The sequence below is a fragment of the Calditrichia bacterium genome, from assembly GCA_020634975.1.
Classification (GTDB): Bacteria; Calditrichota; Calditrichia; order RBG-13-44-9; family J075; genus JACKAQ01.
Map to the genome: position 1 here is coordinate 2,640,107 of JACKAQ010000001.1, position 22,982 is coordinate 2,663,088.

A 22,982-nucleotide genomic window follows, 5' to 3' on the forward strand; every position below is an offset into this window, starting at 1 on the left:
TGCGCAACTTTTATTGTTTTAGTTGTCATTTCCGCAATTTTTAAGCGGAAATATGTTCTGTGAAAATCCGGATGCCCGATTGAAACATTCGGGCATGCCTTTTTTTATTCAATTCCTTTGCGTTCTTTGCGCCGTTGCGGCGAATTGTTTCACACCGGAACCGTCAGTTGCAGCCGTTCGGGCAGGCGTTCGCGGGCTTCCACATCGTCCAGCGATTCCGCTTCGCGGATGATATCCACCGTTCCGTCCGATCCGATCAACACCGTGTTCGGGCGATATTCGATAAACTGCATCGACTGTGTGTTGTTGTATGCGCCCACCGGCGAAAAAATCAGCCGCGTGCCGCGATCCAGCGATGGCAGCAACGAGCCTTCGTCGATCACGTCAATATTCATGCACAACGGCCCGTAAATCACCGATGGCTCGTTCACGCCGGACACATTCCGGTCGATTTCAACATTAAATTTATACCAAAATGCGGTGAACAAATTGTTGATGCCCGCATCCGCAACGTAAGCTTTTCGCCCGTCCGGCAGCCGTTTGGATGCCACAATCGAGGTGATCAGAAAACCGGCTTCGTCCACCACTGCGCGTCCGGATTCCAGAATCAATCGCGGAAAATCGCCGGGACGCAAATTGTCGTAAAGCGCCCGGGTAATTTTTTCGGCGTACTGATCCATCGACGGCACGCCAACATCCGGCGGCAGGTAAGTGCCTTTCAATTTGTTCATCGATGGCATGCCGCCACCGATATCCAGATATTCAATCCCGAAACCGAAATTTTCTTCCAATTGATAGCTAAACTGAATCATTTTCTGGATTTCCGTGGCGTATGCGTCCGGTTCCAAAATGAATGTGCCGATGTGACAGTGCAGCCCGTTCAGCACCAGTTTTCCGCCGCTGGCAATGCGTTTGGCGGCGTCCATCGCCTGCCCGGATTCCAGATTCAGCCCGAACCGCGACCACTGCGGATGGATGCCTGTATCCATATTCAGGCGCATCCCGATTTTGATTTTTTTGCCCAGTTTTGCGGCAACTTTTTCCAGATCGTAAATTTCGTCGAGGTGATCGATGTTGATCATCGCGCCTTCGTTGGCGGCTTTTTCCAGCGCAGGCAGCGGTTTGTGCGGCCCGTTGAAAATGATATCTTTGCCGGGGATGCCCAATTTCCGGGCTTTGTCGTATTCCATTTCGGAAACCACTTCGGCAATCGCGCCTTCCTGATGCAGCACTGCGCAAATGGATTTCAGGTAATTGGTTTTATACGACCAGCCAAAAGTGACATTCGGGTAACGATTTGCGAACATCTGATACAAATCGCGATAGCGATTGCGCAACCGCGTTTCCGAAAAAACATACAGCGGCGAGCCGTAATTTTTTACCAAATCCGCGATCGAAACGCCGTCGATATCCGACCGGACGCGGCGGCTGTAAAACGGGCTGCCGCCAAATTTATTCATCATCCCGCTTTGCAATTTGTTGATTACCGGTTTTTCGTAACGCATCAACTTTCTCCTTTCATCGATATCGTTTGGAACGGCGTCATATCTGTCACCACTTCGTAAGTATAGCGTACAAACAACTTACCTGCGGGATAATCGAAGCTTTCCGGCAGCGGTTTGCCCCGCATTTTTCTCAAAATATTCGCCGGCAAATTTACGCCAACGCCCGTTGCGAAATACGACCAGGCGGGCAATCGCGGGTTAATTTCGATGAGATAGACTGTGCCATTATTCACAATACATTCCAGCTCGAATCCGCCTTTCCAGCGGTACTCGCGGATAAATGCGGCGGCGGCATCCAGCATTTGATCATTTTTGATGGTCACGCCGGTCCAGATTTTGCCGAGCGATGTCACCCACATTTTTTTGATGCCGACCATTCCCAGCGAATTTCCCTCGCCGTCACCCACGCCGACAACGTTCATTTCCTCGCCGGAAACCACTTTTTGCACGATGATCGGGTATCCCCATTCCGCCACAATGTGGCTGTAATGCCCCTGTGCTTCGGCGGTGGTGTGGGCTTTGTGCGCTTTGTAGAACGCGCCTTTCACCATAATGGGCAGCCCGATGTCGTCGATCGCTTTGTTGAGATCGTCAATCGACGTTACCACGCGTGACTCCGGAAATTCGATGTTGATTTTTTGCGCCACATCGCCGAGGCGATCTTTGCCGCGCAGCCGGAATTGCTCGCTGGTCGGCAAAAATGTGTCGATGCCCGCTGCCGCCAGCCGTTCGCGATATTTGATGAAAAACGGCAGCTCCGCATCCAGATTCGGGATGATCACATCCAGCCCGTACGATTCTTTGATGTAAAATAATCGATCCAGAAATGCTTCGTGATTGGTGGAAGGATAGGGCAGCAAATACGATTTGTCCATAAGCCAATCCAGATATATGCCCGGGTCCATCGCGTCGTACGCGAGCCCGACAACTTTGATATTCAGGTCTTTGGCTTCTTTCAAACTCCGGGCGACCCCAACGCCCGGTCCCGGGTTATCCACTGCATTAATGCCGGATATGCCCACAATCAGTTCGTCCATTTTCCCCTCCTTTTGGAGAAATTGTTACCGGCTACATCAGGTGGTAGCTTTTCAGGTGTGAGATAAAATCCAGCACATCGCGTTCGGCGGTTTCCGGCACTTCGTCAAATTTTTCCGGTAGCAGCTTCGCGATTTCGTCGGCGGATTTGCCGGATTTCAACGCCTGAACAATAAATAGCCCGCAATGGTTCAGCGTAAAACTTTCGCCGGTGGACGGATCGAAAACGAAACCTTCGTCGTTAATTGCCAGTTGATGTAGTCGCATTTTTGTAACCTCTCTATTTACACGTTTAGACATCCCGGCATTTCAAAACTTGCAAAAATTGAATAAAAAAAACGGGTCGAAAGCTATTGCAGCATCCGACCCGTTTGTAGAATTCGAAATCAAGTTGTTTAAAAACAAAAATTTAGCTACTCACTTTGATTGCCAAGTTCCCAGTGCTCAGGTGAACGCCACAAACCGGAAAGCAGCATTTCGCGAATATACGTCAGCTCTTTCGGCAGGCGATCGTAGAGTTTGAAGAACAGCTCATCGTGTGAAGCGATTTCGCGAATCCACGCATCGCGGTCGGTGCTCATCAGCGCATCGAATTGATCGCGGGTGAAATCTTCGAGTCCGCGCCAGTCGATGTCCTCATATCGCGGCATCCAGCCCAACGGGCTTTCCACACTGGATGCTTTTCCGCGGGCGCGTTCCACAATCCATTTCAGGATGCGCATATTTTCGCCAAACCCTGGCCACAGGAAATTTCCGTCTTCATCTTTGCGGAACCAGTTAACGTTGAAAATGCGCGGCGGGTTGGAAATATTTCTTCCGAAATTGAGCCAGTGCCCGAAATAATCCGCCATGTGATACCCGCAAAACGGCAGCATCGCGAAGGGATCGCGGCGAACTTCGCCGATTTTACCGAACGCCGCGGCGGTTTGCTCGGAGCCCATTGTTGCGGCTGCGTAAACGCCAAACGACCAGTTGAACGATTGGTGAATGAGCGGCACAACCGTGCTGCGGCGACCGCCAAAAATAAATGCGGAGATCGGCACACCTTTGGGATCGTTGTATGCCGGATCCACAGACGGGCATTGGTCCACCGGCGCAGTAAATCGCGAGTTCGGATGCGCAGCTTTTTTGCCGGTTTCTTTTCCGATTGCCGGTGTCCACTCCTGTCCGGTCCAGTCGATCAGGTGATCGGGTGCTTTATCCGTCAATCCTTCCCACCACACATCGCCGTCATCGGTGAGCGCCACATTTGTGAAAATGGTGTTTTCGCGCATGGATGCCATCGCGTTGGGATTGGTTTTGTCGTTAGTGCCCGGCGCAACGCCGAAAAAGCCGTTTTCCGGATTGATTGCGTAAATTTTGCCGTCTTCGGCGGGTTTTATCCAGGCAATGTCATCGCCGACGGTGGTAATTTCCCAGCCGTCATCCTGAAATACTTTTGGCGGAATAAGCATCGCAAAATTGGTTTTTCCGCATGCGCTGGGAAAAGCCGCAGCAACATAAGTTTTTTTGCCGTTGGGATCTTTCACACCCAAAATGAGCATGTGCTCTGCCAGCCAGCCCTGTTCTTTTGCCAGAACGGAAGCGATGCGCAGCGCAAAACATTTTTTGCCGAGCAGCGCGTTGCCGCCATATCCGGAGCCGTAACTCCAGATAAGCCGTTCTTCCGGGAAATGCACAATGTATTTATCTTTCGGGTCCGGGCTGCAGGGCCATGCGACATCTGCTTGCCCTTCTGCCAGCGGCATGCCGACCGAATGCAAACAATGGACAAATTCGCCATTGCCAAGCGCATCCAGAACGGCGCTGCCCATTCGGGTCATAAGTTTCATGTTTACAACAACATATGGAGAGTCTGTTAGCTGAATGCCAATATGCGAAATGGGTGAACCGATGGGTCCCATACTAAACGGGATCACATACATGGTTCTTCCGGTCATACATCCATCGAATTTCGGTTTCAGCGTTTTTTTCATTTCGCGCGGGTTCATCCAGTTGTTGGTGGGGCCAGCGTCGTTTTTGCTCAGTGAACAAATATACGTGCGATCTTCGACCCGTGCCACGTCGCTGGGGTGGGAACGTGCCAAAAAGCTGTTGGGACGTTTTTTCGGATTTAACCGGATGAAAGTGCCGCTCTCAACCATTTCTTCACAAAGTGAGTTGTATTCTTCATCTGAACCATCGCACCAGTGAACCTGATCCGGTTTGCAAAGTGTTGCCATTTCCTTGAACCAGTTGCGCAACTCCTTGTTGGATATATGCTCGGGAACTTCGTACTTTCCAATCGGCATGTTTCCTCCATATAAATTTGTGATTGTTAAGTAACCGCTGGAAATCAACAGTTTGGTATTATTTCATTGTTTTTATAACAATATGGGAGAGGCATTTAAAGGCAATGGTTTGGATGAATAAATAATTATCCGGTAAAACGCAGTTCAAACCCTCTCGTCTGTTCGGCAAAACTATTTAATAAACTCAACCCCACAACCCGTTCAGAAAAATAATAAATAGCTATTGCCAGTTTCTATTAAAAATAAAACAATTCCGAAAAACAATGATTTATATCAGTTAATTGGCTTATTGCATAACATTGAAGGCGCTGCGAATCGAAGTTATTCAGGATAGTTTTCAATTTTGCTAGTGCAATAAAAATTTATCGTTCTTCCAGTTTCGCGAAACCTTTAATGAAAAGTGTTGAATTTGTATTAAAATTTAAAATTAAAGAAAGGCATATACAATCATTGAAAAATAAAACTTCCGGTAGAAATAAAAAGGACGAGCCGCAACAGACTCGTCCTTTTTGAATGCCAAATGTGTTGTTGGTATTAAAAGAAAACGAGAGTTACGCCAATAAATGTAAGTCCCAGCACCAGAACGGAATACATCATATATCCGAAAAAGCTGGGCATTTTGATGTTGGCCTGCTCGGCAATGGCTTTGACCATAAAGTTCGGGGCGTTGCCGATGTATGTCATCGCGCCAAAGAAAACCGCACCGGTGCTGATGGCCTGCAGGAAAACTTTGCCGTCATTCATCATCCATTCTATGCTGGCGCTAAATTTACCGACCGCCGTATTCAGAAATACCAGATAGGTGGGTGCGTTGTCCAAAAAGCTGGAAAGCGCGCCGGTAATCCAGAAGTAGTGCCACGGTTCTTCAACCATATCAATAATAAAGCTCAGGTGCCCTTCTTTGCCGGCTTTGAGCATGGCAATCGCCGGGATAATCGTGATGAAAATTCCCGCGAACAGCTTGGCAACTTCCACAATCGGGAACCAGTTGAACTCGTTGCCTTTGCGGAATTCCCACGGCGTCAGCTTCAGCGAGAGCAATCCCATGATGATCAGAAATACGTCGCGAACCAGGTTTTCGGCAGCAATGTGGATACCTAATACGTTAACGTCCGAAAGCTTAACATAGCCGCTGAACAGCACGCCGCCAATCACGCCGAGCAGGAAAAACACGTTGAACAACCCTTTAATTTCCATTCGGTATTTTTGAATGCTCAGCTTTTTGGTATCATCCTGCATCTCCACATCTTCTTCCAGCACAAACTGGTCTCCGGCGTCGTCCGGTAAATCCATGTGCGAGCCGATGAGGTGCATTTTTTCGTGCCAGCCTTCTTTGCGGAACATATAGCTATCCCACAGGAAAAACAGTGTCAGCAAAATTGCGACAACGAACATCATTTCATTGAATAGATGGAAAGTCCAGAAAAATTCCACACCCTGTAAAAATCCCAAAAACAGCGGCGGATCGCCCAACGGCGTTAAAGAACCGCCCACGTTGGCGACCAGAAAAATGAAAAATACGATCAGGTGAACTTTGGATTTCCGGTAGGCATTCATTTTGATGAACGGACGGATCAGCACCATTGCAGCGCCGGTTGTTCCGATCCACGATGCCAGCGCCGTACCGATAATCAGCAAAATCAGGTTGTTGGTCGGCACACCAACCGGTGCGCCTTTCACCAAAATACCGCCGGAAATCGTGTACAACGCCCACAACAAAATGATGAAAGGAATGTATTCCAACAAATATACATGCAAAATTTCGTGTAACGCCTCGCCCTGATAGGCAAAAAGAAAGGGAACCGCAAACAGCAATCCCCAAAATGCGGAAATTTTACCAAAATGATGATGCCAAAAATGCTCCGCAACCAGCGGAAAAATGGCAATCGATAGCAAAATACCGACAAACGGAATAATACTCCACAGCGGCAGATCGGTGCCCATGCTGCCATGACCGCCGCCTTCTGCGGCACCGGTTGAACTTAATATTGTTGAAGCATCGCCTGCAAAAAGAGCCGAAGTAATCCCGAGCAGGATCAAAATGCAAACAGACCAAAGGTGAAAATTTTTCCTCATATCCAGTTCCTTTAATGATTAACCATTTAGAATCATCACATAAACTTCGGAGATTGCGGCGAAAACTTTAAGTTTATACTGCAATCTGCGCTGTATTTAATGAATATTGATCTCGGATATCAACTCTCAAGTAGCTGAGGAATTTATTAGCCATCTGTTAAAGACGATTTTAACCGCCCCAAACGTTTTGTGAATCTTGATTTAAAGAATTAGAGAATAGCAAAAACAGTTACTATATCAAAGAAAAATGTAATAATTTTTGGACTGTCAGGTATCATTTTATGACCAAAAAATAACTTGAGGAGGCCCGATTTTGAAACAAATGTTCATCATTTTTTTAATTATGTTGGCAACTACAGCCGCCGGTTGGGGACAATCGCGTTCGCTGACCGTTGAAGACCTGTTTAACATGGGAAGGGTTAGCGATCCGCAAATTTCGCCGGATGGCAGTTGGATCGCCTACACCATCACCCAGTACTCGATGGACGATAATCGCAGCAACAGCGATATTTACCTCGTTTCCGCGGATGGCAAACAGCAGCGCCGCTTAACGCGCAGCCCCAAAAGCGATGCGCATCCGCGCTGGTCTGCGGATGGCAATTTCGTTTATTTCACATCCACGCGGGGCGGCAGTTCGCAAATTTACCGGATCGATGTTCGCGGCGGCGAAGCGCAGCAAATGACCGATTTAGCGCTGGACGTCAGCGATTTCGCGATGTCTGCTGATGGCAAATATTTCGCTATTCAAACCGAAATGTACCCGGAAGCCGGATCGCCGGAAGCATCTGCCAAAATGGAAAAAGAAAAAGAAAAAGTGAAATCCAGCGGTCGCGTGATCGACGGATTGCTGTTCCGGCACTGGAACGCATGGCGCGAGGGCAAACAAAACCGGGTGGTGGTTATTTCTGAGAACACCGGTGAAGTGCTCGGCGGAACGCCCGCGGCAAACGATTGCCCGCCAATTTCGCTGGGCAGCAGCCACGATTTTGTCTGGTCGCCGGACGGATCGCAACTGGCGTTCGTCCAAAATACGGACGCGATGGTTGCCACCAGCACCAACAACGATGTGTGGCTGATGAATCGCGACGGCAGCAATTTGCGCCAGATCAGCACAGGCAGCGGCAACGACAACGGCCCGCGCTTCTCACCGGACGGCAAATCGCTGGCATATCTTTCCATGAAACGCGCCGGATTTGAAGCGGATCAGCAAAACCTGATCGTGGTCGATCTCGCCAGCGGAAAAAGCCGCAACCTCACCGAATCGTTGGATCGCTCCGTCAGCGATTTCCATTTTTCGCCGGATGGCAAAACAATTTATTTTTACGTTTCTCATCACGGTCGGCACCGGCTTTTCGCCGTTCCCGCGAAAGGCGGCAAACTCAATTTGCTGTTGGATAACGATTATCTCAGCGGATTTTCGGTGAGTCCCGATGGCAGGTTTCTGGTGCTCGATCATCAAAAATCGCATTTGCCTAACGAATTGTATCGATTCGATTTGGCATCGAAAAAAATGACGCAGTTGACCGCCACAAATGCCGAAAAACTGGCCGGTGTGGCAATGAATCCCATCGAAGATTACTGGTTCACCGGCGCCAAAGGCGACTCGATTCATCTGCTGATGGTCAAGCCGCCGAATTTCGATCCGAAGAAAAAATATCCGCTGATCAACCTGATTCACGGCGGGCCGCAGGGCGCATGGGGCGATAATTTCCACTATCGCTGGAATTCGCAAATGTTCGCGTCGCCGGGATATGTGGTCATCATGATTAACTTTCACGGCAGTCGCGGCTACGGGCAGGAATTTTGCGATGCGGTAACCCGCGATTGGGGCGGCGCACCGTTTGAAGATGTGGTTTCCGGCACGCGCTGGGCGATGGAAAATTTCGATTTTATCGATGACGAACGGGTTGGCGCAGCCGGCGCCAGTTACGGCGGATTTATGATCAACTGGATCGCCGGACATAACGATGACAATTTGTTCAAAGTGCTGGTTTCGCACGACGGCGTTTACGAACAGAAAAGCATGTTTGGCGCAACCGAGGAATTGTGGTTCCCGCGTTGGGAATTTAACGGCAATCCGTGGGACAGCGAAAGCCTTTACGACAAATGGAATCCGGCAGATCACGCCGCAAATTTCAAAACGCCGACGCTGGTGATTCACGGTGAAAAAGATTACCGCGTACCCTATACGCAGGGATTGCAATTTTTTACGGCGCTTCAGGTGAACGGCGTGCCCTCGCGACTGCTCTTTTTCCCGGACGAAGACCATTTTGTGCGCAAGCCGCAGAACGCCAAACTTTGGTGGAACACCACTTACGATTGGATGGCGCGATACCTCAATCCGTCTGCCGAATAAACTGATTTTTTGAATTGCAGCTTTTGAAATATTCTATTTACCGATACCGCAAAAGGGCGCGGCAGCGACGCGCCCTTTTGCGGTTTAGATGCATCGAAGCCATCTCTCCACACCAAAAATCCCCCATCAAAATGTGGGCAAATTCTCACATTCCCTGCCGTATATTCCGAATAAATTTGTATCCGGAATTGGATGAATATCTCAAACGGAAAAAATAACCATCGGAGAAAGAATGCGTAATATATTGATTGTTTTGATGTTGGCTGTCGTCGCGCCAATGCTGGTTTTCGGGCAAACCAAAGAATCATTTGACGACTGGCAAATCCAGTACGACGTGCCCAACGGCTGGCGAATGGATAAACGGCTGGGACGCCTGCACGTTCTCGGCAACGGCGGGCAGGAAATGGCCATTCTGGTTGCCGCCGGTTTGTACACCACCGCCGATGAATCGCTGAACGATTTGTATAAATTTGCGCAGGAAATGGGCATGCAGGGCTATCCGGTTGAGCAGCCACAAAACACCCAAATCGGCGGGAAAAATGCGGTAACCGCAACCTTCGGCGGCGCCGATCAGTTTCAGCGACCGTTGCAGAGCCGTTTTGTCGGCGTGTTCACCAATCACGGAACGGGCGTAAATGTGCTGGCGATCGGTCCGACAGCACAGTATCAGCAGATCAAAAATTGGGCTGAATCGATTGCGGCATCCGTAACCGCAAACCCGCCGAAAACCAATCAACAAATGATCGCCGCGCTCAGCGGAAAATGGATTTTTTACAGCGGCAATTCCAGTTCCGGCATCGCCAATAGCGGCAGTTGGGCGCACAGCTACGAGGAAACCTGCATTTTCGACGGGCAGGGCAATTACAACTGGTTTTCCAATTCCAGCGTTTCGGCAGATAGCCGGGTGACCGCCGGTGGCTACGGATCGTCCGCATCGGGAATCGATCAAAATAAAGATCAGGGCACCTACACGGTCATCGGTAATTTGTTGATTATGAAAGGGCAGCACGGACAGTTCACTTCCGATATCGTGCTGCAAGGCAACAAATTGACTGCCGCCGGCAAAACCTATTTTCGGGAGTAGCGAAAAGCGGTTGCATTTTTAGCTGCAACCGTTCAAATTGTTGGAATGAACTATCTCGCGCATCTTTTTCTGGCGGATGACACCGCCGAATCCCGCATCGGTAACATGCTCGGCGATTTTGTGACTCCGGAAACCGAACTGCAATTTTCCCCGGAAATCCGCAAAGGCATCGCGCTGCACCGCGCGGTAGATAAATTTACCGATTCCCACCCGATTTTTTTGCGCAGCAAATCGCGCATCAGCGACGATTTCCGGCTGCTCAAAGGCATCATGATCGATATTTTTTACGATCATTTTCTGGCCAAAAATTGGGAAAATTATGCGGACCAACCGCTGGAATTGTTTGCGGAAGAAGTGTATCGCCAATTCTCAAATCATTTTGAAATGCTGCCGCCACGCATGCAACACATGATGCCGGTGATGATTCGCGGCAACTGGCTGGTCACATACCGGGAAATCCGCGGGATTGCCTGGGTACTCAAAGGGATGTCCGGACGCATCAGCCGCCCGAATATTTTACATCGCGGGATTCATTCGCTCACCGGAAAATATGCCGAGTTCGAAACCGATTTTGTGGAATTTTTTGCGGCGCTGCAACAATTCGTCAGGGATGCGAAGCGAGAGTTGTAATTTTTTGTAAAATATTGATTTATCGACTGTTCTCCCGAAACCAGTCCAGCATTTTGTAAATATAATTTGGCGTTTTCATATAGTCAGGTTTTTCCGTATCGGGATTCATAAAATCGCTGAAGCCGGGAATTTCCTTTATGTCATCAGCGTTTAACACCCGAAAACCCATCGACCAATCGGGAAATGCGCGTTCTTTCACTTCGCGTTCGAATAGCACCAAAAAATCTTTGTGGCGCGGATCCGCCTCGATGGTCGCCCGCAATTGTTGCAATGCGTTTTTCGGCCCTTCGAGTATTTGCAAAAAATTGCCGTCGTGATACAGCAACATCCCGGTGATGTTTCTCTGTGAATTATTCAATCGCGATTTTTCAAGAATTTCCAGCAACTCAGGTTCAGACATTTTCTGAAATGCTGAGCTCACATAAATTAATGTGTATAGCGGTACCATTGTCAGCCTGCCTTTTTGTTTTTTTATCTCACAAATACCAGAAATACTATCATAACCGAAATAAGTAAAAGCATCTTAATTGTGAATAAAATTATAAAATTTGTTTCCGGGTTGCAAACAGGTTTCTGATTGGTTAAATTTTGAGCGATTTGAGCGTTTTTTTTTGTTCAAATTCGATCTTGTTTTTCGAACAATGCAGGAAATGTTGATGAAAGATTATATATTTGAAACCGAAATCTGGTTACCCTATCCACGGGAAACAGTGTTCGAATTTTTTAAGGAAGCCGCCAATCTGGAGCGAATTACACCGCCGTGGCTGAATTTTCGTGTGCTGACACCGCTGCCGATCACCATGTTTGCCGGGCGGATGATCGATTACAACATCCGGCTTTATGGCATTCCGATGCGCTGGCGCACCGAAATCACACAATGGGAACCGCCGTTCAGTTTTGTCGATTCGCAAATTCGCGGTCCGTATTCGAAATGGGTGCACACCCACACCTTCGAGGAGCGCGATGGCGGAACGTGGATGCACGACCGTGTAGAATATCGCATTCCCGGCGGCATTTTCGCGGCTATTCCGCATGTGCTGTTTGTCCGCAAAAATATCGAACAAATATTTCGCTACCGAAAAACGCAAATACAGGCGATATTTTCCGGTGCAGAAAAAACAGAAACAGTTGATGGCTAGCAATGCCCAATGAAAAAAAAGCGAATTGGGAACATTCGGAAAGATTACGTTGTGGATCAGCTAAACCGGAAAGATTTGGCAGAAAACCCGATCGAGCAGTTTCGCCGCTGGTTTGAGGAAGTGCTGCAGTCAGACCTCGCGGAGCCAAACGCAATGGCGTTAGCAACCGCATCTGCCAGTGGTATTCCCTCGCTGCGAATGGTGTTACTAAAATCGTTTGACGAAAACGGATTTGTTTTTTTTACCAATTACGATAGCCGAAAAGGGCGGGCATTGGCGGAAAATCCTAACGCAGCGCTGTTATTTTGGTGGGGTTTTCTGGAACGGCAAATTCGTATCGAAGGCAGGGTTGAAAAAATCAGCCCGGACGAATCGGATGCATATTTTCAGGAGCGCCCGCGAGATAGCCAGCTTGGCGCATGGGCTTCGCAACAAAGCCGCTCGTTAGATGACCGTATTATTCTTGAAAACCGATTCAGCAAATATGCGCAGGAATTTGCGGGAAAATCGATTGAGCGTCCACAATATTGGGGTGGGTTTCGCGTAATTCCGCAACGGGTGGAATTCTGGCAGGGACGCGCCAGCCGGTTGCATGATCGCTTTGTGTATTTGAATGAATCAGGTAAGTTATGGCGAATTGAACGGCAGTTTCCATGATGAAAATACATGAAAATAAAAAAGCTTTATGGGCGTTTTGCGGGTTTTTCACTTGACATCAGGTTTTGTATGTTGTATTTTCAACTCAGAAACGCTCAATGAACTTTTTTTGAAACTTAAAAGAGCAGGCATCGTATCAAAATCAATCGAATAAAATAGGTTATTAAAACAGAGAAAAAAGCCCCCTAAACCCCTCCAACCTCTCTTCATCTTATCGTCTGTTCGGTGGATGACAAACGGCCGGTCACTAGATCGGCTGTTTTGTTTTATACCAATTTCGAGAGGTACAATAAAAAAAGGCGCCGGTAGAAATTACCGGTGCCTTTTTTGTTTAACTGTTTTATTCGATAGTTCTAAAACCCTAAAGTAATGGAAAACAAATTGTTACCGTCAAAATACTGGGAATCGCGGAAAGCGTAATCCAGATTGAAAGCCGTGTTGCCTAATGAATAATGCAAACCGACACCCAGTGTAAACCGATACAATTGTTCTTCGGCATCAATGTTTTGGGTGATCAAATAACCGCCACGCAGAAAAACCAGATTGTTGTAGTTATACTCTGCACCAAATTTAAAATTGTCGTTGCCAAAGTTAAAGTTTTCGAAATTGCCCATTACTGTAACGCTGTTTTCTTCGTTGATATTTCGGCGATAACCAACGCCAAGCTCAACAGTTGCGGGAAGTTCGTGGGTTGCTGTCGGGCGTTCGCGAAATTCCTGGCGGTCACCGCCAACGTCAATCGCCTGATTTAGGAAGGCAGAGCCATCATAAGAAATATTGGTGCCGATGTTTTTGACTGCCAAGCCCATCGATATGCCCGGAATGCCGCCAAGATCGTGATATTGGATACCCATATCAAAAGCAAAGGCGGATGCACTGGCACGTGGCACGCTTTCGCTCACCAATTTACCGTTAACCCCAACTTGAACGTTATCGCTCAACCGCCGCGAATATGTTACCGCAGCAGTTAAAAAAGAGGGCGAAAATGTTGCGCCGGTTTCACCGTCCATGTCCTGATTGGTGGTTAAGGGGACATCTCCAAAATCCAGCACTTTCAGGCTAAAGCCAAGTGTTCCAAGACGTCCGACGTTAAATGCCAATCCAAGATAGTTGACGTCTATTGTATTGAAAATGCTCATGGTCGAGAATGTTCCCATTGCAGTATTCTCCATTTTGGAAAGACCTGCCGGGTTCCAATACATGGCATCCAACCCGTTGGAGTAGGCGATATTTGAGCCACCCACTGCCAGATCGCGTGCGCCAACCGGAATGAGTAACTGCTCGCCGGCTGCCGTTCCAATGCGCGCCGGGTCTCCGGCAAATGCAGCCGAGAACATAGACAAAACCAATAGCGCAATCACTGGTATGGATATTAGTTGTCTCATATTGAACTCCTTATCAATGATATATTTCGATAGTTAGATTGCGAAAATTGCCTTTCACTACGGGGCAGCCGGCAAAGTGACACGGTGCCCCGGTGATTCAATCGACTGGCAATAATCGGCATTAGAAATAATCCAGTATTTCCTGAGCCTGTACGATAAACAGCTTCAGAACTTTGGTTTTGTTCAGATCCGGCATATCGATATGAGCAATATACACGCCGCTTGCGACCGGGATATTTGCTTCGTTTTGCAAATTCCACCGCAAGAACTGGCTTTCGGGTGTCTGTTTGTCGGCTGAGGTCAGTTTGCGAACCTGCACACCGGAAAGGGTGAAAATACGGATCGTCACATTCTCAGGTAAATGGTTGAAAGTGATAAACCGGCTGAAGCGGTTGGGTTCTTCCGGGTTATACGCATAATACGGATTCGGGAAAACGTTGATACGGTCAACTTCGTCCTTGGCAAATTCTTTGTCACCCCGGATAACGCTTTTTGTGGAAAACGCATACGAATCGTTCATATTGTTGGGAATGTTGATGATAATATCCATCGTGAATTCTGCCAATAAATACGGACGAGTGCCACGTTGGTCCGGCCAAATGGCGTAGAGCACATCTGAATCGAAGCCCGTGTTGGAATCGTCGTAGCCTGCGCCTTCGCTATAATCGCTGAGGTTGATGAAAATATATTCGCGCGCGCCGTTTGCCCCGTATGTTTGGGTTGTCGGGTTCCAGCCCATATCCCAAATCAGGTTGGCCGCGCTGCCGTTGGCTTGCGATTCATTGTCATCTTCCACAAAACTTACGTTAACCTGCCGTGGATTTGCAGGATCTGTAACATCATAAGCCGCAAGTGGTAGCTGACCGATGCCGGAGAACGAGTATCCCGTATCGCGGCGATAAACAGCGCCTTTGCTGACGTATCCGTTTGTTGCCACATCTGCAGAATCTTGCCAGACAAGCTGGATCGGAACCAGATCCGCAACGGAGAGATTGGAGCCAAAGAAGTTTGCACCGACATCCAAACCGCCAAAGAATTGCGGTGCATTCCAGTTTACACCGGTTACCCAGCGATCACCGGCGGAACCCCAGTTTGCCAGTCCGGCAGTTTTGGGACCCGCAACTTTTACCAATAAACCGTCGGTTACAGCATAGTCGTTGTCCCCGGCAAGGTTGCTCTGGTTGGTCAGCAATGTTTTGTTTTGGGTGGTGTTCAACAAATTCCAGGTGAACCATGTTCCCAATGTATCGCCATTTGCGTCGGTAGAATAGTTTGGTGTATCGTTAAACGAAACCATGTAGCTATCGCCGGTGATGGCATTTGGATCTACCACTACCACATCAACATTTCCGGTGCTGAAACCGGATTTGTTGACGTCCAGCGCTTCTCCCTGTTCACTGGTATATTTAATACCCGGACGGGTGCCCTGCGGTACAACCGTGATAATCTCGAATGCGCTTTCCAGAGAGGATTCCGGCACATCTTTATCAATTGCGCCATCGCCATCTTCATCTTTGGCGTTGTATGCCGTAATGGCAAAATAATACTCGTTGCCGGCAAACAACGGTGCATCGTTGATGTAATCTTTCTCGATGACAAAATAGCGTTGGATACCGGTGTTGGTACCTTTTTGAATCGGCACGCTGATGATATCACCAAAATCCGGCACAAAGCGATCTGAATTGATTTGGGTAATCAGGTTATTCAAATCGAAAGTTGTGATGCGTATTGCAGATGATTTCGGCGCATTTGCGTTGGGTAATTGGTAAACATTGTACCCTTCGAAATTGAATCCCAACAGTGGATCTTTTGCTTCGCTGAGTGCGATGCGATTCAGATTCGAGCCCCATTCCAGAATGATTTTATCTTCCAGCGGTGTCGCTTTTACGTCCGGCGCGACGGGCGGGCTTGGGATTCCTTCAAAACGTTTGTTGAAGATAAATTGCGCAAAATCGTCGTTTAATTTTAATTGCGCAACGGCGTTCCGGTTGTTTCCGCCTTCCTGTTCCACAATACCACCAATGACAGCTACTACAACTTCCTGCGTATCGCCGGGCATCATGGTAAAAGGACCGGAGTTGAGAATCATCCGGCGGTCGCCGGGAGCAAGGTTGGAGCCAAAAGCATCCAGGTCTCCGGTTTGTCCAACCGGGTTTCCGCTTAACGGGAATTTTGTAGGTTGCCCGACATTTTCGCCAAAGCCGGATGTGTATGGGCTGGGGTTCAGCGTATCGGAGGTGGGAATATTTCCATTCAGCAAATTGTAAACCTGCAATGTGGCGTTGTATTCCCCAAAATCGGGATCGGGAATGGTGCTACCTGATGCAAAATAGCCAAAGGATGTTAAGGGCAGGTTTATTTTACCCGGTCCGACCTGTTTCAGGTTAAACAACCCAAAATCAGATGCATCGTCTACGCCGTTGTTGTTTAAATCCTGACCGGCAACCCCATCAACTAATGGACCCTGGAAAAAGTCGTAGCCGCCGGCTGCAGGGTTAAGCCCGATTGCCGAGAAGTTGTTGTCGGTAACGCTTCCGGTGTAAACAAAACCCAGGCTGCGTTCCACATCGCAACCGACCAGGTCATCCACTGCGGTACCGCAATCCGGATCGGACCATTGCCCGACATACATCGAATCTACCTGTAAACCGGATTTGTTGATCAACCGGAATCGTTTGAAAATCAATTGCCCGAGTGTCGATGAGGGCTGATTGTAGCACCACAGGGTCATCTGCAATTCCAGCCCAATGGGTTTGGTGCCGGATAAATTGGAAACGCGCCCTTCATCCAGATCGTTTACCACTAACCAGATAACCTGATCGGCATTGGCAATTCCGGGGGTTTCGCCCAAATCGGGTTCATAAATGCCGTTGCCGTTTGAATCTTCAAACGGTGCGCCAAGTTCAACCGGCCAGTTTTCCCAATCGCGACGATATGCGTCGAGGATATCCTGCTGCATTTGGTCGGATACGGAGCTGGCGGAAATCTGATTGACCGACGCCGCGTCGTTTATCAGGCTTGCCTGCCCAATTTGTAACGATTCCCAATCTTTGCGAATGCGATACACAAACGCCAGATTCGCATCGGACGCTACCGGCGCAGTACTGGCGGTTCCGGATGTAACAATATGCCCGGAGTTGGTGCCGATACGGAAGGTTTGTCCACCGACACGCATCCGTTCAAAAGATGGATTGCGGGTATCGCGGACAATACCGCCCCACAATAGACCATCCTGATAAATGACATTGGCCTGATTGTTCGGATAATATCCGCCATCCTGCCCGGAAGGATCGTGCGCCGATTGCCCATCTCGTTTTATCCAGTATTCCCAGCGAGAGAGGTTTAGCGGCACAATTGACCAACCATCGTTCTGCGACGATTTGCTTAATAATTGGGTATTGGAGGAACCCGCCGGCTCTTTCGCCAGCAGGTGTCCGCTCAATAGCAATCCAATCATTACTATGCCAATAAGTATAACTCGTCTTTTTATCATGCTATTTACTCCTTTAATAAGCGTTGCAATTTGTTGCGAGGACGCTAAGATTCTTAACAAAATCAACCGCCTGTGTTTAGTAGCTAAGCTTTACCCCAAAGAAAATCTGGCGGGGATTGCTAAACAGTTCCAAACCGAGTTGATCCCAATAAGCTTGACCATTTTTGATGTTAATGGCTTCATACTGTTGCACCCATGCTTCGCCATAGGCAGAAAAATAAGATTGACGGGTATCTTCGTTGATGTTATACAAAAAGCCGTCATCTTCGGCATTGCCGGACGCATTGTAAACGTTGATCACGTTTTTGGTGTTGAACAGGTTGTTCACGCGCATATATACCGTTGCCTGTAAATCTTTCATCAGGTTAACGGTTTTATCCAATCGCAAATCGAAGTTGTAATTCCAGGGGGTAACAGAGGAGTTAACGCCTTCCAACGCACGGCGGGCACGCGGATCCAGCATATAATCCACACCGGCATTGTATGCGTTGGATTGCCCAACTTCGGACAGCGCATAAGTGAACGGGTGACCGCTGTTGAAAGAAAACAACATGTTTGCACCCAAATTGCTCAACAAAGCGCCACCGTCATTATGACCAAAGCGATAATCCAGATTGATGGAACCACGGTGTTTTTGCTCAAAATTGAGCGGATTAACAACCGTTGGGCGCGGCGTGTTTTGTTCCAATGCAGCAACGGCAGTATTGTTCAGCGAACCGGTGCCGACTGCCTGGGTAAGGGTATAATTCATCTGTGCCTGCAGCCGCTGAATCCGGCGCAGCGTCAGCCCAAATTCCAGCCCTTTGGTTGTTGCAAAATCGCCATTTGCCAAAATGTTAAACGGCTGTAAACCAGAGGAAGCGTTCGGGAAAATTTTCTCCACCTGCACCTGGCCTTTGATGTTCCGGTAAAAACCGGACAGATCGATGGCTGCAAAAGAACCCATCTGCTGACGGAATCCCATTTCGTAGGATGTGGTGCGTTGCGGTTTCAAACCAAACCCGGAAGGCGCCTGGAATGAAAATCCGGCGGAAATGTATTCATACGCATAGCGTTGAGAGCTGCTGTAGTTATCCTGCAATTGCGGCATTTGGATAAATTTGCCGTATTGCATGTAAAATACGGTTTTCTCGCTGATTGGGAAGGAGAAGCCTAAACGCGGGCTGACCTGTTGAAAAGCCTTGACGTCTTCCCAGTTATCATCCGTAAATGTGCTGGTGTTCTGATCGTAAACCGGATTCAGTATGTCACGGAAAGTTTGTCCTTTGGAATCGAAATAATCATACCGCAAACCGGCATTAATTACCAAATCATTATATTCGATTTTATCCTGAACATAAAACGAACCAAATATCGGCTTTTTGGGTGCATCGGCAGTTTGGTAGCCATTGCGGAATTGGTCGCTATCGGCTTTGTTTCCATAAATATCGTAACCATAGTTAACCGGGTTACCACTGGATGCCCACGAGCTGATCGGAACGTCTTCCACATTGCTGACGTTGTTAACATTCAGCTCATTCATTACGCTGGCGTTAATCAAAAACCGGCGCAAATTATACTGTCGGAAATCGCCGCCAAATTTCAGTTCATGGTGCCGCCCGGCCTGGGTTACCAGGTTTAGCGCCAATCCAAGATAATCTTGTTCCTGTTTGCGATACCGGCGCCACGGCTCGCCATTGCGGGCAAAAAACCATCCGTTAAACAGATAATCTTCTTCCGGTTCCCATTGGCTTTTAAAGGTTACAGCGCCACCGGTGTGTTGCGATACGGCGCTACTGTCGTACCAGCTTTGCCAGTCGCTGCCAAAGTAGCTGTCTTCCATATCCAGTTTGGATTTGAAATAACTTACCGATCCATCCAAAATGGTTTTGGGAGAAAGGATATAGGTGAGTTTCGCGCTAAGCAGCGTGTTGGTAAACACATCCTGATAATAACGATCGTTCAGCACATTTAACATCGGCGTTAAATTCATACTGCCGAGAGCAGAGTTGTAAAAAGAGGTAAACTGCTGTGAACGGTCGCTGTAAGACGCGCTCAACCGCAATTGAACCGGGCTGAAATCGAATAATAATGTGCTTTGCAGCGCCCACTGGTCTTCTTCTTGTTTGGGCGTAAAACCGTTGGGATATATGTAGCTCGCAACCGTATCGGGATTGCCGTTGTTGACGTCGCTGTTGCGCAGGTTGGCATCAACCAGATCCGTCAGTGTAAATCCTTCGCTAAAACGTGTTGCGCGGTCGCCTTTGAAGGAATTTTCACCGGCGATAAAAAAGCGGATTTTATCGTTAAATAACGGCCCGCTGATAGTTGCCACACCGGTGTGGTGACGGTAAGAATAGGTACCCAGAAATTTTTCGCCGGCACTTGCAAACTTATCCGTTTGGAAATCAACGGAAAATTTCATCTGTTTGCTGCCGGTGCGAAGTTCGGTACGAACGATACCGGCATTGGCACCGCCAAATTCTGCCGTATAACCGCCGGCCTGAACCTGAAATTCCTCAACCGCATCCTGAATTACATAAATGGATTGCGTGTTGTTCAACGGGTTAACGGAGGATGCACCATCAATATAATAACCGACTTCATCCGGGCGACCGCCGCGAATGTGGATGTTGCCATCTTGCAGCACCACACTGTTTTGTGTTGCGATAACGTTGTTAAATCCGCGAATCGGGATATTTTCCAGATCTTCGGATGTCACTAACGAAACGCTTTGTGTGGTATATTTTTCTACCAGCGGTTTTTCCGCTGTGATAACCACTGCCTGCCCTTCGATAGCGGCTTCGCCGAGATCGAAATTGGCCTCGCTGGTTTTATCCGCAGTGATGCGGATGCCGGAAAGCACAACTTCCTGATAGCCCACAAAGCTGGCCTGGATATCGTAAACGCCAACCGGCACATTCAGGATGACGTAAAAACCGTCCACATCGGTTGCGGCACCCAATGTGGTTCCCGTGATAAACACGTTGACACCCGGCAAGGGTTCGCCGGATGATTTATCTTTTACAACGCCGACAATTTTACCGGATGACTGAGCAAACAGCATCACTGGCATTGCCAGCAGCACAACCCATAAAAATCGTTGTATTGCCTTCATAGAAAAACCTCCTTAAAGGATCGATTTAATCTGGAAATTAATAATGGTGGGTTAGTTGCGATGGCTATGTCATACTCGCACCTCCTCATTTTATCGATTCATCAAAACAACACAGTTCAATAACCCACCCCGCCGTTACAATTTCTCGAAGCGTAAGCCGCCAAACGCCCGATCAATTGCAACGCACATGCGAGGTGGGTTGGATTGAAACCTTCCTTATTCGGAAAATAGTTGTGTCTCTAACAGCGCCGGTGCCGGCAAATGTGTCCGGTCGCCGGATGGTGAATGTTTTGTGGCAATATCATCTGCCGGTTGCAAGTACGGAACCGGTGCCGGTAACCATCGTTACAATATTACATCAAAATGGAAACCCGACAGGATGAAATAGCTGCTCCCACCTCCGTATGGAGACAGAGACGGAGGCGGGAGCGCCAAAAAGGGTTCTAAATCGCGTATCTTTGTGTTCTTTTTATCATCTGAATTCCAAATTAATGTGTTGCGCTAAAAATGCAATCGGGATGTGGCAGACCGGAAAATGCCGGGATAAAACGGTTAGGAGATGGGATGAAAAAAACCGGAAAATAGCTGCACCGGAAACACTTTTCCGATTTTTTGAGATTTCATATAAGCACTGCGACAAATATCTGCGCTAAAAAAAATAGAAAATAAAGCAAGAAATGCATTGCAAAACGATTTGCAATGCGCGTTTTGAGCGATTTTTCGCTTGACAAACGGCCGGTTTTTCGCTATTATATAATTCGAAAACGCTCAAAACGCTTATTATTAACCCAAAGACAACGGGGTGGTTATGAAGCAATATAAAGTAGCAATCATCAGTTCTTCAGTATATTCCCAACATTTGGCTTTACTGGCAATGGGGAAAGCTTTCGAAGGGAGAGGGTGTGAGGTTGTTGTTGCATGTAACCGCTCTTTGCAGGGCTCTGTTGAGGCTCACGGATTGTCATTTTATGCGCTGAGTTTGCACGGCGCCGCGAAAATGGACTGTTCGCCAAAATCCGATCACGCCCTTACCTGCAACGATCGTATTCAGCAGCTTATCGATATTACCAAAGAAGGTGCCATCAAAACGCTGATGCACCAGGCCACAGTGCGAACCGAAGCCGGTGCAATGCCGGATGGCAAACAGATTATTCAGGATATCGCCAAAATGCGCGATATCGAAAAACCGGATATTTGGGTTGTCGAGCAAAACTCGGTTATTTCCCGATTGGCGCTGACGGCGTTAGAGGAGCCGTTTATCGCGTTTTGCAGCAGTCACCCGTTAACGCTGCCGATGCCCAAAGGTGTTCACGGCGTGCCGTCGTTTTGGCCAAAAGGCATGCGTCCGCCAAAAGAGGATGTTCGGGTGGTGCGCAAAACCGCTAAAGGTGCTCACAAACGATTCACCCGCCGTTTTAACCAGTTGCAGCGCCGGTTTAACAAAGGGCTGCCCAAAATGGAAGACGCCCTGCGCCACACATCGCCGATTGCCGTGTTGTTCAACTACCCGAATTTCGGGAATATCGACAACCGGCATATCGATACCCACCGGATTTACCTCGGTGCCAGCGTGGTGGAAGAAACACTTTCACCGATGTGGCGGGAACGGCTGCAGCAATCCCCGAAATCTGCCCCAAAAATATTGATTACATTCGGCACCGTTTTTTCAGAGCGGGTGGACGTTACCGAAGCCTGCATCAAAGCTGCGCGGGCGGAATATCCCAATGCGATGATTGTTGCTGTTGCCGGTTCGCAAAAAGATAAACTGAAGCATCTGGAAGGTGAAAATATCCACATCGAAAGCTGCATTCCGCAGCGGGCACTCATTCCCCATATGGATATGGTCATCCATCACGGCGGCGTGGGCACCTTCACCGAAACGCTGTATTTTGCCAAACCGATGCTGGTGCTGCCGTTTGCCGGCGATCAGTTCAGCGTGGCGTATGATACGCAATACAATCACTTTGGCGATGTTGCCGATCCGTCCAATTTGAACGTGGAAGAGTTGCGTGCAAAAATCAAAAAAGTGCTGGAAACCACCGACAAGTGGTTGCTGGAATTCTGGAGCAAACGGGTTCGCTACGCCGGACCGGAAAATGCGCTGGACCAGCTGCGATTGTTCGATGATCAAAAAATATTCGAACTGAAAGAGGCTATCAGCGCCTGATATGGAAATTATCCACATTTGGAGCATTTAAAAGCCGGGCACTGTCCGGCTTTTTTTTTGCAAAAAT

General features: G+C 48.3%; 16 protein-coding genes. 7 read left to right on the plus strand and 9 right to left on the minus strand.

What is annotated here, in order from left to right:
- Positions 1-149 precede the first annotated feature (149 nt).
- The 5 genes from H6629_10680 to H6629_10700 all read right to left on the minus strand — a co-directional run bounded on the left by H6629_10680 (position 150) and on the right by H6629_10700 (position 6,907).
- Entirely contained in the window at positions 150-1,505 is a 1,356-nt protein-coding gene (locus tag H6629_10680) for an alanine racemase (protein ID MCB9068259.1), read from the minus strand.
- A complete protein-coding gene (locus H6629_10685) occupies positions 1,505-2,542 on the minus strand; it encodes an ATP-grasp domain-containing protein (GenBank protein MCB9068260.1) in 1,038 nt (345 codons plus the stop codon). The genes H6629_10680 and H6629_10685 overlap by 1 nt, the downstream gene beginning before the upstream one ends.
- A gap of 31 nt (positions 2,543-2,573) precedes the next feature.
- Positions 2,574-2,807, minus strand: a complete 234-nt coding sequence (locus tag H6629_10690; GenBank protein MCB9068261.1) for a PqqD family protein — start codon at positions 2,805-2,807, stop codon at positions 2,574-2,576.
- Between the two features lie 146 nt (positions 2,808-2,953).
- Complete coding sequence (locus H6629_10695) at positions 2,954-4,831, minus strand: phosphoenolpyruvate carboxykinase (GTP) (protein MCB9068262.1); 1,878 nt, start codon at positions 4,829-4,831, stop codon at positions 2,954-2,956.
- A 534-nt stretch (positions 4,832-5,365) separates the two neighbouring features.
- The gene (locus H6629_10700) at positions 5,366-6,907 is read right to left on the minus strand and encodes a sodium:proton antiporter (GenBank protein ID MCB9068263.1); all 1,542 of its coding nucleotides are present in this window, start codon (positions 6,905-6,907) and stop codon (positions 5,366-5,368) included.
- 313 nt (positions 6,908-7,220) lie between these two features.
- On the opposite strand from H6629_10700, the gene H6629_10705 reads away from it, so the two are divergent.
- The 3 genes from H6629_10705 to H6629_10715 all read left to right on the plus strand — a co-directional run bounded on the left by H6629_10705 (position 7,221) and on the right by H6629_10715 (position 10,977).
- A complete protein-coding gene (locus H6629_10705; protein ID MCB9068264.1) occupies positions 7,221-9,263 on the plus strand; it encodes a S9 family peptidase in 2,043 nt (680 codons plus the stop codon).
- 232 nt (positions 9,264-9,495) lie between these two features.
- Positions 9,496-10,347 (plus strand): hypothetical protein, encoded by an 852-nt coding sequence (locus tag H6629_10710; protein ID MCB9068265.1) that lies wholly within the window; start codon positions 9,496-9,498, stop codon positions 10,345-10,347.
- Positions 10,348-10,392: 45 nt separating this feature from the next.
- Positions 10,393-10,977 carry a DUF479 domain-containing protein gene (locus H6629_10715; protein MCB9068266.1) on the plus strand — a complete coding sequence of 195 codons (585 nt, stop codon included), beginning with the start codon at positions 10,393-10,395 and terminating at the stop codon, positions 10,975-10,977.
- Between the two features lie 19 nt (positions 10,978-10,996).
- Here the strand turns inward: H6629_10715 and H6629_10720 are convergent, their stop codons facing one another.
- A complete protein-coding gene (locus tag H6629_10720; protein MCB9068267.1) occupies positions 10,997-11,425 on the minus strand; it encodes a BLUF domain-containing protein in 429 nt (142 codons plus the stop codon).
- 208 nt (positions 11,426-11,633) lie between these two features.
- On the opposite strand from H6629_10720, the gene H6629_10725 reads away from it, so the two are divergent.
- Both H6629_10725 and pdxH read left to right on the plus strand, forming a co-directional pair.
- Positions 11,634-12,116 (plus strand): SRPBCC family protein, encoded by a 483-nt coding sequence (locus tag H6629_10725; GenBank protein ID MCB9068268.1) that lies wholly within the window; start codon positions 11,634-11,636, stop codon positions 12,114-12,116.
- Between the two features lie 9 nt (positions 12,117-12,125).
- Positions 12,126-12,773, plus strand: a complete 648-nt coding sequence (gene pdxH / locus H6629_10730) for a pyridoxamine 5'-phosphate oxidase (GenBank protein ID MCB9068269.1) — start codon at positions 12,126-12,128, stop codon at positions 12,771-12,773.
- 353 nt (positions 12,774-13,126) lie between these two features.
- Here pdxH and H6629_10735 read toward each other — a convergent pair whose 3' ends face one another.
- From H6629_10735 to H6629_10745, 3 genes are all read right to left on the minus strand, one after another.
- Positions 13,127-14,158, minus strand: coding sequence for a PorV/PorQ family protein (locus tag H6629_10735; GenBank protein MCB9068270.1), 1,032 nt, complete (start codon positions 14,156-14,158; stop codon positions 13,127-13,129).
- Positions 14,159-14,279: 121 nt separating this feature from the next.
- The gene (locus H6629_10740) at positions 14,280-17,615 is read right to left on the minus strand and encodes a T9SS type A sorting domain-containing protein (GenBank protein ID MCB9068271.1); all 3,336 of its coding nucleotides are present in this window, start codon (positions 17,613-17,615) and stop codon (positions 14,280-14,282) included.
- A 112-nt stretch (positions 17,616-17,727) separates the two neighbouring features.
- Entirely contained in the window at positions 17,728-20,748 is a 3,021-nt protein-coding gene (locus H6629_10745; protein MCB9068272.1) for a TonB-dependent receptor, read from the minus strand.
- 233 nt (positions 20,749-20,981) lie between these two features.
- Between H6629_10745 and H6629_10750 the strand changes: the two genes are divergently transcribed.
- On the plus strand, positions 20,982-21,131 hold the full coding sequence (locus H6629_10750) for a hypothetical protein (protein MCB9068273.1): 150 nt from the start codon (positions 20,982-20,984) through the stop codon (positions 21,129-21,131).
- Between the two features lie 425 nt (positions 21,132-21,556).
- Positions 21,557-22,915 (plus strand): glycosyltransferase family 1 protein, encoded by a 1,359-nt coding sequence (locus tag H6629_10755; protein ID MCB9068274.1) that lies wholly within the window; start codon positions 21,557-21,559, stop codon positions 22,913-22,915.
- Positions 22,916-22,982 lie beyond the last annotated feature (67 nt).